The following is a 13,882-nucleotide window of genomic DNA, read 5'->3' as shown; positions in this document are numbered from 1 at the left end:
GCAGAGGTGCACCGACCGAGCGCTCATGAGGGAGACGGCATGACAGCGAAGGACCAGGCCGCGCCGGGACCATCGACGGCGGCGTCTGTGGTGGCGGTGGCTCGCGACGACGCGCACCGGTTCACCAAGCCCACGCGTGACCACGTCGTGCTGATCGAGGGTTTCGGTGTCGAGGGCGACGCGCATGCCGGCGCGATGGTCCAGCACCTGTCACGCAAGCGCCGCGACCCGGAGATCCCCAACCTCCGTCAGGTGCACCTCATCCACGCGGAGCTGTTCGACGAGCTCGCGGACGAGGGCTTCACCGTCGCCCCGGGCGAGCTCGGGGAGAACGTCACGACACGCGGCGTCCCCCTGCTCGACCTCCCCCGCGGCACCCGGCTGCACCTCGGTGACGAGGCGGTCGTCGAGCTCACGGGCCTGCGCAACCCGTGCAAGCAGATCAACGGGCTCGCCCCCGGCCTCATGAAGGCCGTGCTGGGCCGCGACGCGGACGGCAACGTCGTGCGGAAGTCCGGTGTCATGGCCGTCGTCCGCGCGGGTGGCACGGTGCGCCCCGGGGACGCGGTCCGCGTCGAGCTGCCAGTGGGCACCCCGGAGGCGCTCGAGCCGGTCTGAGCCGGCCTGCGGTCCCAGACGGTCCGGGCGGTGTCAGACCGTCGCGCGGGCGGCGTCGGCCTCGTCGCCAGGCTCGACGAACGCGTGCCCGGGGCCGTGGTCCGGTCCGTCACCGCCGCCCGACGAGTCCGGTCCGGAACCGAAGAAGATCCCCGCGAGCGCACAGGTACCGAGCAGCACGGTCACGACGATCGCGGTGAACCGTCGCGGGTCGCGCAGGATGAGCGGCCCGGAGTCGTCGTCGAGGTTCATCTCCCCTGTGTACCCGCGCTCCACCGTGACCGCACCCGCTGCGGACCCGAGGCTGGAGCTCATCCGACGGCCGGCGCGAGCGCCAGCGCGGCCGGAGCCGAAGGCCGCGAGGCTCAGTCTCGGCGTGGTTCCAGCGCTGCGCGCATCCGCGCGTGCCGCTGGCGGAACGTGCGGCGCAGCTGCGGCAGGAGGATCCGTTCGTCGATCCGACGACCGACCGGGCCGGCGAACACCACGGTGTCCGTGTAACGGGTCCCGGTCGCCGTCGGGACGCACGAGTGCGTGTGGTGGAAGTAGCGGAAGATCCCCCGCAGCTGGTAGTCGGAGAACTCCTGGCCCGGCACGAGGCTGTCGATGAAGGCGACCCACCGTACCGGCAGCACTCGCTTGCACCACCACCGGAACGCGTACGTCCCGCCGAGCTCGCCCGTCTCCGAGGACGTCTCGAGGAGCGTCAAGGGGTCGGGCATGATCGAGGTGAACCCCTCACCGGTGAGGCAGAAGGCGAGGACGTCCTCGGGTGTGCGGGCCAGGTCGGTGGACAACGTCAGGGTGACCGCGCCCGCCGGCCGGACCGTCACGCTCCGGCCGATGACGAGGTTTCGCCCTGCCGCTGCCCTCGCTTCCGTGAGCCGCGGGTCATGAGGACCGATCCGTTCGACCGCCTGGTCCTCCACCATCGCTGCTCCTCCTGGTCCGTGCTGGTCGCTCGTCAGCAGTCGCCGACGAGCGACCAGTGTGACCCAGATGCGACCGTGGGTCGTCGGGCCTTGCTCGTCCCGCCGGTCAGCCCATGTGCACGGCGACGTGTTCCCCGGACGGGAGGAGGTCCTCCTTGCGACCACGGATGAGCACGGCCGCGAGGACGGAGCCGAGCAGCATGAGCACCGCGGCGGCGACGAACGTCGCCGAGTAGCCGTCGACGAACGCGGCCAGCTGCGAGGCCTCGCCCCTGATCTCGTGCCCGGAGACCGTGCCGGCGTAGATGGTCGTGAAGACCGACAGACCGATGGAGCCACCGATCTGCATGGCGGCGTTGACCGTCGCGCTCGCCGCCCCGGCGTCGTGCGGGGCGACCCCGGCGAGGGCGACGTTCTGCATGGGGACGAACGCGAGGGCCATACCGAGGCCGAGGACGAGCAGCGCGGGCAGGACCTCGACGAGGTAGCTGCCACCGACGCTGATCCCCGACAGGTACAGCACGCCGACGGCGGCGAGCAGCGGGCCGGCGATCATGAGCGGCCGCGGTCCGACCTTCGGAAGGAGCTTGGCGATGACGGGGGCGGTGCAGAGCGTCACGACCGTCATGGGCAGCGACCCGAGGCCGGCTCGGAGCGGGGAGAGGCCGAGCACGATCTGCAGGTGGAACGTGAGGTAGAGGAGGGCGCCGATCATGAGGGCGCCGAAGAGCGCCTGGAGCAGGAACGCACCCGCGCGGACCTTGTTCAGGACGATGCGCAGGGGCAGGAGCGGCTGGGCGACGCGGGACTGGACCCACACGAACGCCGCGATGAGCGCGACCCCACCGACGAGGCAGCCGACCGTGTCGAGGGCGACCCAGCTGTGCTCGGCGAGCGTGAAGCCGTAGACGAGCAGCCCGAGGCCGAGCGTGACCAGGACCGTGCCGACGACGTCGTACCGGTTGTCGCCCTCCGCCTTGCTCTCCTTGATGAGCCACTGCCCGGCGACGAGGCCGACCACGACGACGGGGACGTTGACCCACAGGCACCAGCGCCAGTCCGCCAGCTCGGTGAGCACGCCACCGAGGACGAGGCCGACGGCGGCACCGGCGCCGGCGACGGACCCGAACACCGCGAACGCGGTGTTGCGCTCGCGGCCACCGGGGAAGGACACGGTGAGCAGCGCGAGCGCGGCGGGCGCGAGAAGTGCCGCGAAGACCCCCTGGAGGCCGCGCATCGCAATGAGCTCGACGCCGTCGCGGGCGAACCCGGCGAGCAGCGAGGCCACCCCGAACCCGAGCATGCCGACGAGGTAGGTGCGCTTGCGGCCCCAGTAGTCGGCGACCCTGCCGCCGAGGAGGAGGAGTGCGCCGAACGCGAGGGCGTAGGCCGTGACGACCCACTGACGCTGGGAGTCGCTGAGTCCGAGGTCGGCCTGCGCCTGCGGGAGCGCGATGTTGACGATGGTGCCGTCGAGGACGACAACGAGCTGCGTGAGGGCGAGGATGACGAGGATCCACCAGCGGCGCGACGAGCGCTCCGCGGTCGGCGTCTGCGCTGGGGCCCCAGCGGGCGCGGGTGCGGGCGTGGTTGTGGGCATGACCGACTTTCGTGTGTGCACAGGATCTAGGGGTTTCCAGCCCGGATCGAGACGCACCACACTGGCGATCGTGGTCGGTCGACCTCTCCGACCACGAGGTCGGACAGACCGTCGAGCCTACCGTGCGGGGCCCGCTGCCGAGCGCGAGATTCCCGTCACATCCCGGTCCCGACGGCCGTGCCGCGGGCCGTCAGCCGTCGTTCCCGTCGACCGCCGGCGCGAGCGCGAGCGCCGCGCGGACGAGTGCGAGGTGGGTGAGCGCCTGAGGCAGGTTGCCGAGGAAGTCCCCGGTCGACGCGTCGATCATCTCGGACCAGATGCCGACGTCGTTGGCGAGCTCGAGGAGCTCGTCCATCCACTCCCGCGCCTCGTCGGTGCGCCCGACGAGGGCCATGGCCGCGACTCCCCAGAAGGCGCACGCGACGAACGTCGCCTCCTCCTCGGCCATGCCGCTGTACCGGTAGAGCAGCGGCCCGTCGCCGAGCTCGGCGCGCAGTGCGTCGATCGTCGAGCTCATGCGCTCGGAGCGGTCGAAGCCGCTGAGGGCATGGAGGAGGATCGACGCGTCGAGCCGGTTGCTGCCGGGGTGCATGACGTACGCGCCGCGCTCCTCGGACCAGCAGTTCTCCATGACCCAGTCCCGGATCCGGTCCGCCTCGGTGCGCCACCGGTCCGCCTCGCCGGGGATCTGACCGAGCTCGGCGAGGTGCACGGCCGACTGCAGGGCCTGCCAGCACCCGAGCTTCGACGTCGTGTAGTGCTCCTCCTCGAGGAGCTCCCACATCCCGGCGTCGGGGCGCCGCCACATGTCGCACGCCTCGTCAGCGAGCTCGGCGAGCATCCGTCCGGTCGCGGCGTCGAGCAGGTGCCCGGCGTCGACGTACCCCTGCACGACGGCGAGGAGGTCGCCGTAGACACCGAGCTGCAGCTGGTCCGCGGCGCGGTTGCCGTCGACGACGGGGCCGATGCCGCGCCACCCGGGGATGTCGGCCATGCGGTGCTCCCCGGGCAGGGATCCGTCGAGCCCGTAGAACACCCGGGCGTGGTGCTCCCGGTACGTGGTGAGCGTCCAGCTGATGGCGGCGTGCGTCTCCTCCTCGAGGCCGAACGCGATGAGGGCGTCCACCGTGTAGGCGGTGTCCCGCACCCACGCGTACCGGTAGTCCCAGTTCTTGCCGCCCGCGAGGCTCTCGGGCAACGACGTCGTCGCCGCAGCGGCGACCGCACCCGTCGGCGAGTAGAGGAGGAGCTTGAGGGCGAGCACGCTGCGCTGGACGGCCTTGCCCCACGGGCCGTCGTAGTGGAACGCCTGCGTCCACGCGCGCCACGCGTCGACGGTGCGGTCGATGCGGGTGTCGAGGTGCTCGGGGTCGGGCAGGTGCACCGGCTCGGCGTCGGTGCCGACGACGCCGACGACGTGGCGCGTGCCCGGAGTCGCGGTGAAGGCCCCACCGATCTCCTGCGGGGTGACGACCGTCGTCGTCTCGCCGAGCACGCGCACCGCGAGGGTTGCGGTGCCCACGCGCAGGACGGACCCGTGGACGGTCTGCTGGATCCACGGCGACGCGGTGCCGAGCGCTGTCCCGGGCGCGACCCGCCACGCCATCGGGACGGTGCCCTCGACGCCCTCCACGCGCCGCGCCAGCTCGCTCCACGGGAGCCGACCGGCCACGCCCGTGTTGAGCGAGTCCGTCACCCGGACCGTGCCCGTCGCCGTCTCGTAGGTGGTCTGCAGGACGTTCGTGCCGACGAGGTACTGACGTCGTAGCCGGAACGGCTGCGACGGTGCGAGCTCGACCGCCCCGCCGAGGTCGGCGTCGAGGAGCGCGCCGAACGCGGGCGGCGTGTCGAGGTCGGGGACGGGCAGCCAGTCGATGCGGCCGTCGTCGGCGACGAGCGCGACGGTCCGCCCGTCGCCGATCGCCGCGTAGGACCGCAGCGGCACGTACCCGTCGGTGCGCGCCATCGGGGCGCGCAGCTCGTCGGCCAGCCGGTGGCCGGAGCCCTCGACGGCGTGGTCGCGGTCGCCGTCGAGGTTCTCCAGCTCCGGTTGCTCCGTCACGGTGTGGGCATCCCCCCGTTGACGTTGAGGGTCTCGCCGCTCACGTAGCTCGACTCCTGCGAGGCGAGGAACACGTAGGCGGGCGCGAGCTCGGCAGGCTGCCCCGCGCGCTCGAACGGCGTCGCCTCCCCGAACTCCGGGAGCGCCTCGGGCGGCTGACCGCCGGCCGCCTGGAGCGGTGTCCAGATGGGGCCGGGTGCCACGACGTTCACGCGGATGCCCTTGGGCGCGAGCTGCTGCGCGAGGGCCTTGGAGATCGTGTTGATCGCCGCCTTCGTCGTCGCGTAGTCCACGAGGATCGGGGACGGCTGGTACGCCTGGATCGAGCTCGTGTTGATGATGCTCGCGCCCGCGGGCAGGTGCGGCAGGGCCTCCTGGACGATCCAGAACAGGGCGTAGACGTTGGTCCGGAACGTCTCGTCGAACGACTCGCTCGTGAGGTCCGCGAGGTCCTCGACGAACTGCTGACGTCCGGCGATGTTCGCGACGATGTCGAGGCCACCGAGCTCCTCGACGGCCGTGTGGACCAGGCTGCGCGCGAAGGCCTCGTCCGCGATGTCCCCGGGGGCCAGGACGCACGTGCGGCCAGCCTCCCGGATCGTCGCGGCGACCTCGTCGGCATCGCTCGTCTCGGCCGGGAGGTAGTTGAGCACGACGTCCGCGCCCTCGCGGGCATAGGCGATCGCGACCGCGCGGCCGATGCCGGAGTCACCGCCGGTGATGAGCGCCTTGCGGCCCTCGAGGCGACCGGATCCGCGGTACGTCGACTCGCCGTGGTCGGCGAGGGGCGTGAGCTCGGAGTCGAGGCCGGGACCGTCCTGGCTCTGCTCCGGCGGCTGAGGCATGGCGTACTGCGTGATCGGGTTCGTGAACGTGTACTGGTCAGTCATGGCGTTCTCCCTCGCTGCAGGCGCACGCCCCCGTGGTGTTGACGAGGGCTGCCCGACCATCGTGTGACTGGGCACGGGCGCCTGCAACAGGGAATCGGACGGGGCGGGCAAACCGTTCCGAACGCGTCTCAGTCCCGCCCAGATGCACCATCGGTCCGCCGGGCGGATAGTGGGGACTCCCGGTCCCCAGCAGAGAGGCACGACGATGTACCTTCACGTGCAACGGCTCATCAACGAGATCGTCCCGGACGAGCCAGACCCCGCAGCGGCGAACGCCCTCCAGGAGGGACTGGGTGGTCAGTTCGGCGAGATGCGGACGATGATGCAGTACCTCTTCCAGAGCATCAACTTCCGCGGACCCTCCGGAAAGCCCTACCGGGACCTCCTCCAGGGCATCGGGACGGAGGAGATCAGCCACGTCGAGCTCATCGGGACGACGATCGCCCGGCTCCTCGACGGCTCGCCCCGGTACAACGGCAAGAAGACCGACCCGCTCGACACCCCGGGAGCGAAGGGCGCGACCCCCCTGGGCATGGCGCTCGACGAGAGCAACATCCACCACTACCTCGTGGCCGCGCAGGGAGCCCTGCCCGTCGACTCCGCCGGGAACCCGTGGAGCGGCAGCTACGTCTACAACTCGGGGAACCTCGTCCTCGACCTGCTCTACAACCTCATGCTCGAGTCCACGGGCCGGCTGCAGAAGTGCCGCATCTACGAGATGACGGACAACAAGACGGCTCGCTCGACGCTGTCCTACCTCATCGTCCGGGACCAGGCGCACGAGAACGCGTACGCGAAGGCCCTCGAGACCCTCGGTGTCGACTGGGGCAAGCTCCTGCCGATCCCCAAGACCAACGCCGAGAAGTTCCCGGAGGTCAAGAAGCTCGTCGACCTGGGGCTGCAGAGCAAGCAGTACACGTTCGACCTGACGAACGCGTCCGAGGCCGGCAAGATCTTCCAGGGCATGTCACCCTCGAAGGACGGCACCGAGCTGCTCGCGGACGAGCAGGCGCCCGCCGGCGTCCCGTCCACGATCGCCGAGGAGCGGTTCGAGGAGTTCTCCCCCGGGCTCGACACCGAGCTGCTGGCCCTCATCCAGGCCACGGCCGACCTCGAGATGGCTGAGGTGCCGCCCGTCTACGGCCCGGTACCGCCCGCGAAGGGCTGAGCCGGACGACCGCCGCAGCCACCGCGGCGGTCACGGCACGAGAGGCAGGGACGTCGCCGATGCGGCGTCCCTGCCTCTCCGTGTTCCCGGATCTGCTCGAGCTCCCCGCCGGGCCCGTTCGGAGAGCGCTCAGCGGTGCGGGTCGGCCGCCGTCATGTCGTGCCCGAGCACACCCAACGGTCCCTCGTACTCGACGACCTGGTGGGCATAGCTGCTCGCATCGTCCTGCGGTACGTACCCGAGGGCGTGGGCGGTCGACATGTCCCACCAGGCGCGGGTGTTCGCCGAGATGCCGTAGGCCACGACCGGGCCGTGCACGGGCCCGCGCAGCGCTGCGTCGACGAGCCGCACGCTGTCCGAGGGGCTCAGCCAGATGCCGAGGTCGAACGTCGTCGCCGGCCGGTCCGCGCACAGACCGATCCGCAAGGACACCACCTCGAGCCCGTACTTGTCGGCGTACAGGCTGCCGAGGGCCTCGAGCGCCGCCTTGGAGACGCCGTAGTAGGAGTCGGGACGCACCTGCTGGTCGGTGCGGGCGACCGCACCGGACGGGTAGTACCCGACGGCGTGGTTCGAGCTGGCGAGCACGACGCGTCGCACACCGGCGCGGCGCGCCGCCTCGAGCAGCCGGTACGTGCCGTCGATGTTGGCCCGCCTGATCCGCGTCCAGCTGTCCTCGGTGGGGATCCCCGCCATGTGGACGACAGCGTCGGCGCCTTCCATCGACCGGACCAGGTCGTCGGCGGACTCCTCGTCGCTGAGGTCCACCCGGTCGAAGGGCTCGTCAGGGCCGAGTCCGTCCGGCTCGTCGGCGTCGACGAGGTGCAGGCGCCATCCGAGAGCCGACAGGCCGCCGTCCTGCTGGCGCAGGTAGGTGCCGATCCGGCCGGCCGCACCGCTGAGGACGACCTTCGGGGCGTGCGTCGTGTCGTTCATCTGGGCCTCCTCCGTCCGTTGGGTCCATCAGTCTCACCCGCAGCGGCGCCCGCTGCTCGGTGAACGACCGACGTGCCATGGGGACGACTCCCCGGACGCGTGGGCGGGCAGCTCTCACCGCGGTCGAGGCGGTCGGTCCGGTGCACCACGACCTCCGGCGGGTTCCCCACCGGCGATCAGACCGCCGCGCGCAACCCTTCGACGACCGGCGTCGTCGGGCGCCCGAGCAGCTGGGAGAGGTCCGTCCCCACCGGTTCGAGGGCGCCGTCGCGGATGTTCCCGTCGAGGGCGACGAGGAATCCCACGGTCTGCTCGTCGAGTCCCGCCTCCCGGAGGATGCGGGCGTGCTCGGCCGGGTCGACGTCCTCGTAGGTGACCGTCCGTCCAGCGACCTCGGAGAAGGCGATCGCGAGCTCGTCGTAGCCGAGGGCGACGTCTCCGGCGAGCTCGTAGGTGCGTCCCTGGTGGCCGGTACCGATGAGCACCTGCGCGGCGGCCGCCGCGTAGTCGGCGCGCGAGGCCGGGGCGACGCGCCCGTTGCCGACACTCCCGACGAGGACGCCCGTCTCCTTCGCGCGAGCGAGGTCCGGCAGGTAGTTCTCGGTGTACCAACCGTTGCGCAGGATGGTGAAGGGCACCCCGGAGTCCCGGATGACCTGCTCCGTCTCGAGGTGCTCGGGCGCGAGGATGAGCGGCGTGGAGCCGGCCCGCAGCGCGGAGGTGTAGACGATGCGTCCTGCTCCGGCCGCATCGGCCGCTTCGATCGCGTGCGTGTGGAGCCGCACCTGCCGGCCGATCGCGCCCGTCGACACGATGAGCACGGTGTCGGCATCGTCGAACGCCGTCTCCAGGCTCGAGCGGTCCTCGAAGTCGGCGCGTGCGGTGCGCACGCCGCGCTCCGCGAGGTCGGCGAGCTTCGCGGTGGACCGCCCGGTGGCGGTGACGGACTCCGGGGCCACACCCCGCTCCAGAAGATCCTCGACGACGAGGCGTCCGAGGTGACCTGTGGCTCCGGTGACGACGATCATGGCTGTCCCCTCCCCGTGGTGATGTGCTCACTCCACGGTATCCGTTCGCCACCCAGATGCGACCGGCACCCCCCGGGGTCACGATGAAGTGCGTCCGCGCCGCCGACCGCCCCGAGGAGGAGCCGCATGAGCTCGACGCCGGTCGACCTGAGTGCACGTGAGAGCGCCCTGGTGCTCAAGGACGTGCTGCTGCCCATGGTGGCGCAGGGCGCCATCGTGCGGCGCCCGCGCATGACGGCGTGGGCGGAGCGCCACCAGACCGACCGTCGGGCGTCGGCCCTGCTCCGGAAGCTGCGGAAGCGGCACGGCGGGGCGCCCCTCGTCCTGCGGCTCGGCCCACGGCGCATGGTGCTGCTCACCCGGCCGGCGGACGTCCATCGCGTCCTGGAGGGCTCACCGACGCCGTTCACCCCGGCGTCGACGGAGAAGTGGGGCGCGCTGCGCCACTTCGGGCCCGACGGCGTCCTCATCTCTCCCACCCCGGACCGCGTAGCGCGTCGGCCCTTCAACGAGTCCGTCCTGGACATGCGCGAGCCTGTCCACCGTGACGGGGAGTGGTTCACCCGGGTCATCGAGCGGGAGACCGCCGCCGTGGCCGACGACGCCCGGCAGCAGGGTCACCTCGACTGGCCGACCTTCTCCGCCGCGTACTGGCGACCCGTCCGCACGCTCGTGCTGGGTGAGGCCGCCCGGGAGGACACCCGGCTCACCGAGGTGCTCAACACCCTGCGGCGGGACGCGAACTGGTCGTTCTTCCACCCGCGCCGGTCCTGGTTGCGCCGCGACTTCGAGGCATCGATCCGGGACTACGTCGCCCGCGCCGAACCCGGGACGCTCGCCGCGCGGGCTCGTGACGATGCCTCGGGCGTCGACCCGGTCGGGCAGATCCCCCACTGGCTCTTCGCCTTCGACGCCGGCGCCATCGCGGCCTTCCGCGCCCTCGCGGTCCTCGTCTCCCGGCCCGCGGACCGCGAGCGCGTGCACCACGAGCTCGCCGACGACGTCCCGGCGCTGCCCCTCGCGCGCGGCTTCGTCCTGGAGTCCGTACGTCTGTGGCCGACGACGATGGTCATCCTGCGGGACAGCACCGACGCCACGCGGTGGGGGGACCGCACGCTGGACGCGGGGACCGGGTTCGTCATCACCAGTGCGTTCTTCCACCGGGACGACGACCGGTTGGACTGGGCGGACGACGTCACCCCCGAGGCCTGGCTCGACGGGCGGGCGGACCACGAGTGGGCGCTCGTCCCGTTCAGCGGCGGTCCCGCCTCGTGCCCCGGTCGCAACCTCCTGCTGCTCGTCTCGTCCCAGTTCCTCGCGCGGACCTCGTCGATGCTCGACCTGTCCTTCTCCCGCGCCCGGTACCTCGCGTCCGACCCGGTGCCCGCGACCGTCGACCACAGCGGACTGGTGCTCGACGTCGTCGCGTAAGGGGGGCCAGCCGTGCGTCTCGCCGTGCTGCGCGCGAGCTCCTGGCTCGAGCGGCGAGGTCACGCCGTCCGTGTGATGCTGAGCCGGTCCCACCCGACACTGCTCTGACAAGGCGGCGCTGATGCGAGCGATGGTGTACCGAGGGCCCTACCGGATCCGGGTCGAGGAGAAGGACATGCCTCGGATCGAGCACCCGAACGACGCCATCGTGCGGGTGACGAAGGGCGCGATCTGCGGGTCGGACCTGCACCTGTACCACGGCCTCATGCCGGACACCCGCGTCGGCCACACCTTCGGTCACGAGTTCATCGGCGTCGTCGAGAAGGTCGGGTCCTCCGTCCAGAACCTTGCCGTCGGCGACCGCGTCATGGTGCCCTTCAACGTCTTCTGCGGGTCGTGCTTCTTCTGCGCGCGGGGCCTCTACTCCAACTGCCACAACGTCAATCCCAACGCCACCGCCGTCGGTGGCATCTACGGGTACTCCCACACCACGGGCGGGTACGACGGCGGGCAGGCCGAGTACGTGCGTGTGCCGTTCGCCGACGTCGGGCCGACGATCATCCCCGAGTGGATGGACGAGGAGGACGCGGTGATGCTCACCGACGCACTCCCCACCGGGTACTTCGGGGCTCAGCTCGGTGACATCGCCCGGGGCGACACGGTGGTCGTGTTCGGCGCGGGGCCCGTGGGGCTGTTCGCTGCGAAGTCAGCGTGGCTCATGGGGGCCGGCCGGGTCATCGTCATCGACCACCTCGAGTACCGGCTCACGAAGGCCCGCGAGTTCGCGCACGCCGAGACGTACAACTTCGTCGAGCACGACGACGTCGTCGTGCTCCTCAAGCACATCACCGGCGGGCTCGGGGCGGACGTCGCGATCGACGCCGTCGGCGCCGAGGCCGACGGGAACCTCCTGCAGCACGTCACCGCCGCCAAGCTCAAGCTCCAGGGCGGCTCGCCCGTCGCGCTCAACTGGGCCATCGACGCCGTCCGCAAGGGCGGGAACATCAGCGTCGTCGGCGCCTACGGACCGATCTTCAGCGCCGTGAAGTTCGGCGACGCCGTGAACAAGGGCCTCACGCTCCGGATGAACCAGTGCCCGGTGAAGCGGCAGTGGCCGCGCCTGTTCGAGCACATCCAGAACGGGTACCTCAAACCGAGCGAGATCATCACGCACCGCATCCCCCTCGAGCACATCGCCGAGGGATATCACATCTTCTCGTCGAAGCTCGACGAGTGCATCAAGCCGATCATCGTGGCCAGCTGAGAGGGGCGGGACACACCATGCCGTACACGCCGGACAAGCCGCCGCTGCCCGAGTCCATCGACGAGCTGCGCGCCCGCATCCCGGGGTGGGGCGCTGACCTCGACCCCGCCGACCGCCCCTCGTACCCGAAGGAGCGGTTCGACCCCGGTGCCACGGGAGCCCACTGGGACTTCCCGGATCTCCAGGAGGAGCGATCGCCGCGCGAGCGGTCCATCGAGCACGAGATGCTCACGCCCGTGTTCGGCACCGCCCAGCCGCTCAAGGGGTTCTCCGGGGTGATCCGCCGGTACGCGTACGCGCGGTACAGCGAGGCCCGCGCCGCACACTGGCTGCTGCTCATCGCCGCGGACCGCGTCGACGTCCTCGAAGAGACGCTGCGGTCGTTCACCACGGTCCACCCGGACAACCCCGTCGTCGAGACGGGCATCCGCAGCGAGATCAGCCACCACGGATGGCGGTCCCGGGTGGGTCAGAAGCGCACGGACCTCGTGCACCAGCCGATCGACCCGGTGCTCGTCGCCGCCCCGTGGGTCATCGGCGGGTGGTTCGCGTGCTCGGCGGTCCGGGCGCTGGCGCGACGTCGCACGTCCTAGGTCCCAGCCCCGGTCGGCGGCAGTCCGCCAGGGCATGTGTTCCCACGACTGCGAGCAGACGGGTCTGGCGTCCGACACGTGGACAGCGCTGCCCGGAATTCTGGCCGTGAAGCCCTTTCGGACGCATGATGGATGCCGATGGTGGAAAGGTGATGATGAGCGACGCCCTGCACGTGACCGTCGACGGTGAGCACGCCCGTCGTGCCTTCGGCATGCTCACAGGCTTCATCGTCATGCCCGAGTCCACCGAGACCCTCTTCCGGGAGTTCGCCGAGCTCCCCATCGGCGAGCGCATCTCGCTCCTCGCGGCGACACGCACGATGTGGCACAGCTTCGCGAAGGACGCCGCAACCCTCGGCGCCTACGACGGGTCCACCGAGGTCGCGCTCCGGGTGATCCGTGAGCAGACCGACCGGGACTACGCGGCGGTCCTGCCGTCAGCGGTGCGCATGGCGAACCTGCTCGACGACGCCCTGTGCCTGCGCGGGCTCGCCTTCATCTCCGGTTCCCTCGTCGAGGAGATCGACAAGGAACCGTCTCAGGCGCTCGGCGCCCTCGGGTACTTCCTCCGGGCCTCCGGCATCGCGATCTGCGCCTGCGCGTCGCAGCGGTCGGTCACCGTCGAGGACCTGCTGGCCGCCATCGGCCAACAGCTCGCCTTCGCTGCCTGACTCCCCTGCGTCACCGGACGCTGCCGAGCACCTGCTCAGCCATCGGCACCAGCACGTCGACCGGGAACGGGTCTGTCCCGACCTCCTCGACGTCCCATCCCACACCCACGACGGTGTATCCAAGACCGTCCGTCACCTCAAGATGCTTGAACTGGTCCGCTCCGAAGACGTTCGGGGCGTCCACCCACCACACTGCGAGGTCGCCCAACCCGTCGAGCCGCTCAACGGACCCGTCCTCCACGAGGCCGACCAAGGTGGTGTTGACCGCCTTGCTCTCGGCCGGCGCGAGCTCCTGCCCGAGCACCGTGACGAGCCCTCGTCCGCCGGTCCACAGGCAGAAGTCCCCGCCCGCGGCCCGGGCGACGGTCTGTGCGTTCACGTACTGGGCGAAGCTGGGCGCACTCGCCAGCTCCGTGTCATCGACGAACGTCAGCCCGAGGTCCGTCGCGCCACCGAAGCTCCTCTCGACGAGCGCGTCGATGCCTGGCAACGAACAGCCGGCAGCGGCCGTCGGCTCGATCGTGGGGTCCGGATCGGGCGCGTCGGAGGGTTGCGTCGCCTCGCCCGTACCCACCTTCGCGGTCGGCTCATCGTGTCCGGCGTCGTCGCCGCATGCCGAGAGGGTGGCGACGAAGAGCAGGCCGAGCATCGTGGTCGTCCATCGCGAGCGCGACATGATCATCCTTCCG

14 protein-coding genes are annotated in these 13,882 nt (G+C 71.1%); 6 read left to right on the top strand and 8 right to left on the bottom strand.

Going from position 1 to position 13,882, the window contains the following annotated elements; all coding sequences use genetic code 11:
* Positions 1-39 precede the first annotated feature (39 nt).
* A complete protein-coding gene (locus AC54T1_RS04110) occupies positions 40-618 on the top strand; it encodes an MOSC domain-containing protein (protein ID WP_496911140.1) in 579 nt (192 codons plus the stop codon).
* 33 nt (positions 619-651) lie between these two features.
* Here the strand turns inward: AC54T1_RS04110 and AC54T1_RS04105 are convergent, their stop codons facing one another.
* The 5 genes from AC54T1_RS04105 to AC54T1_RS04085 form a co-directional block, all read right to left on the bottom strand.
* Positions 652-870, bottom strand: a complete 219-nt coding sequence (locus AC54T1_RS04105) for a hypothetical protein (RefSeq protein WP_496911139.1) — start codon at positions 868-870, stop codon at positions 652-654.
* A gap of 113 nt (positions 871-983) precedes the next feature.
* Positions 984-1,550 (bottom strand): SRPBCC family protein, encoded by a 567-nt coding sequence (locus tag AC54T1_RS04100; RefSeq protein ID WP_496911138.1) that lies wholly within the window; start codon positions 1,548-1,550, stop codon positions 984-986.
* Between the two features lie 106 nt (positions 1,551-1,656).
* Complete coding sequence (locus AC54T1_RS04095) at positions 1,657-3,150, bottom strand: MFS transporter (protein ID WP_496911137.1); 1,494 nt, start codon at positions 3,148-3,150, stop codon at positions 1,657-1,659.
* A gap of 190 nt (positions 3,151-3,340) precedes the next feature.
* The gene (locus AC54T1_RS04090; RefSeq protein WP_496911262.1) at positions 3,341-5,116 is read right to left on the bottom strand and encodes a glycoside hydrolase family 15 protein; all 1,776 of its coding nucleotides are present in this window, start codon (positions 5,114-5,116) and stop codon (positions 3,341-3,343) included.
* A gap of 92 nt (positions 5,117-5,208) precedes the next feature.
* Complete coding sequence (locus AC54T1_RS04085) at positions 5,209-6,102, bottom strand: SDR family oxidoreductase (protein ID WP_484344058.1); 894 nt, start codon at positions 6,100-6,102, stop codon at positions 5,209-5,211.
* Between the two features lie 205 nt (positions 6,103-6,307).
* On the opposite strand from AC54T1_RS04085, the gene AC54T1_RS04080 reads away from it, so the two are divergent.
* Positions 6,308-7,270 (top strand): manganese catalase family protein, encoded by a 963-nt coding sequence (locus AC54T1_RS04080; protein WP_484344057.1) that lies wholly within the window; start codon positions 6,308-6,310, stop codon positions 7,268-7,270.
* A 129-nt stretch (positions 7,271-7,399) separates the two neighbouring features.
* Here AC54T1_RS04080 and AC54T1_RS04075 read toward each other — a convergent pair whose 3' ends face one another.
* On the bottom strand, positions 7,400-8,206 hold the full coding sequence (locus tag AC54T1_RS04075; protein WP_484344056.1) for an NAD-dependent epimerase/dehydratase family protein: 807 nt from the start codon (positions 8,204-8,206) through the stop codon (positions 7,400-7,402).
* A 176-nt stretch (positions 8,207-8,382) separates the two neighbouring features.
* Positions 8,383-9,234: an NAD(P)H-binding protein gene (locus AC54T1_RS04070; RefSeq protein WP_484344055.1), complete on the bottom strand. Its 852-nt coding sequence runs from the start codon at positions 9,232-9,234 to the stop codon at positions 8,383-8,385.
* Positions 9,235-9,360: 126 nt separating this feature from the next.
* Here AC54T1_RS04070 and AC54T1_RS04065 point away from each other — a divergent pair, with 126 nt between their 5' ends.
* The 4 genes from AC54T1_RS04065 (at position 9,361) to AC54T1_RS04050 (ending at position 13,193) form a co-directional block, all read left to right on the top strand.
* The gene (locus AC54T1_RS04065) at positions 9,361-10,665 is read left to right on the top strand and encodes a cytochrome P450 (protein ID WP_496911136.1); all 1,305 of its coding nucleotides are present in this window, start codon (positions 9,361-9,363) and stop codon (positions 10,663-10,665) included.
* 121 nt (positions 10,666-10,786) lie between these two features.
* Entirely contained in the window at positions 10,787-11,929 is a 1,143-nt protein-coding gene (locus AC54T1_RS04060) for a zinc-dependent alcohol dehydrogenase (RefSeq protein ID WP_496911135.1), read from the top strand.
* A gap of 17 nt (positions 11,930-11,946) precedes the next feature.
* A complete protein-coding gene (locus AC54T1_RS04055; protein ID WP_496911134.1) occupies positions 11,947-12,522 on the top strand; it encodes a hypothetical protein in 576 nt (191 codons plus the stop codon).
* 152 nt (positions 12,523-12,674) lie between these two features.
* Entirely contained in the window at positions 12,675-13,193 is a 519-nt protein-coding gene (locus AC54T1_RS04050; protein WP_496911133.1) for a hypothetical protein, read from the top strand.
* A 10-nt stretch (positions 13,194-13,203) separates the two neighbouring features.
* Here the strand turns inward: AC54T1_RS04050 and AC54T1_RS04045 are convergent, their stop codons facing one another.
* Positions 13,204-13,869: a hypothetical protein gene (locus tag AC54T1_RS04045; protein ID WP_496911132.1), complete on the bottom strand. Its 666-nt coding sequence runs from the start codon at positions 13,867-13,869 to the stop codon at positions 13,204-13,206.
* Positions 13,870-13,882: the final 13 nt, after the last annotated feature.

The sequence above is a fragment of the Sanguibacter sp. Z41_6 genome (genome assembly GCF_059621145.1).
This window is presented reverse-complemented; position numbering and strand designations above follow the sequence as displayed.

Bases quoted from the DNA above. Each gene is read 5' to 3' on its own strand.
- AC54T1_RS04110 (WP_496911140.1), top strand. From the start codon at position 40: ATGACAGCGAAGGACCAGGCCGCGCCGGGACCATCGACGGCGGCGTCT.
- AC54T1_RS04105 (WP_496911139.1), bottom strand. From the start codon at position 870: ATGAACCTCGACGACGACTCCGGGCCGCTCATCCTGCGCGACCCGCGA.
- AC54T1_RS04100 (WP_496911138.1), bottom strand. From the start codon at position 1,550: ATGGTGGAGGACCAGGCGGTCGAACGGATCGGTCCTCATGACCCGCGG.
- AC54T1_RS04095 (WP_496911137.1), bottom strand. From the start codon at position 3,150: ATGCCCACAACCACGCCCGCACCCGCGCCCGCTGGGGCCCCAGCGCAG.
- AC54T1_RS04090 (WP_496911262.1), bottom strand. From the start codon at position 5,116: ATGGCGCGCACCGACGGGTACGTGCCGCTGCGGTCCTACGCGGCGATC.
- AC54T1_RS04085 (WP_484344058.1), bottom strand. From the start codon at position 6,102: ATGACTGACCAGTACACGTTCACGAACCCGATCACGCAGTACGCCATG.
- AC54T1_RS04080 (WP_484344057.1), top strand. From the start codon at position 6,308: ATGTACCTTCACGTGCAACGGCTCATCAACGAGATCGTCCCGGACGAG.
- AC54T1_RS04075 (WP_484344056.1), bottom strand. From the start codon at position 8,206: ATGAACGACACGACGCACGCCCCGAAGGTCGTCCTCAGCGGTGCGGCC.
- AC54T1_RS04070 (WP_484344055.1), bottom strand. From the start codon at position 9,234: ATGATCGTCGTCACCGGAGCCACAGGTCACCTCGGACGCCTCGTCGTC.
- AC54T1_RS04065 (WP_496911136.1), top strand. From the start codon at position 9,361: ATGAGCTCGACGCCGGTCGACCTGAGTGCACGTGAGAGCGCCCTGGTG.
- AC54T1_RS04060 (WP_496911135.1), top strand. From the start codon at position 10,787: ATGCGAGCGATGGTGTACCGAGGGCCCTACCGGATCCGGGTCGAGGAG.
- AC54T1_RS04055 (WP_496911134.1), top strand. From the start codon at position 11,947: ATGCCGTACACGCCGGACAAGCCGCCGCTGCCCGAGTCCATCGACGAG.
- AC54T1_RS04050 (WP_496911133.1), top strand. From the start codon at position 12,675: ATGATGAGCGACGCCCTGCACGTGACCGTCGACGGTGAGCACGCCCGT.
- AC54T1_RS04045 (WP_496911132.1), bottom strand. From the start codon at position 13,869: ATGTCGCGCTCGCGATGGACGACCACGATGCTCGGCCTGCTCTTCGTC.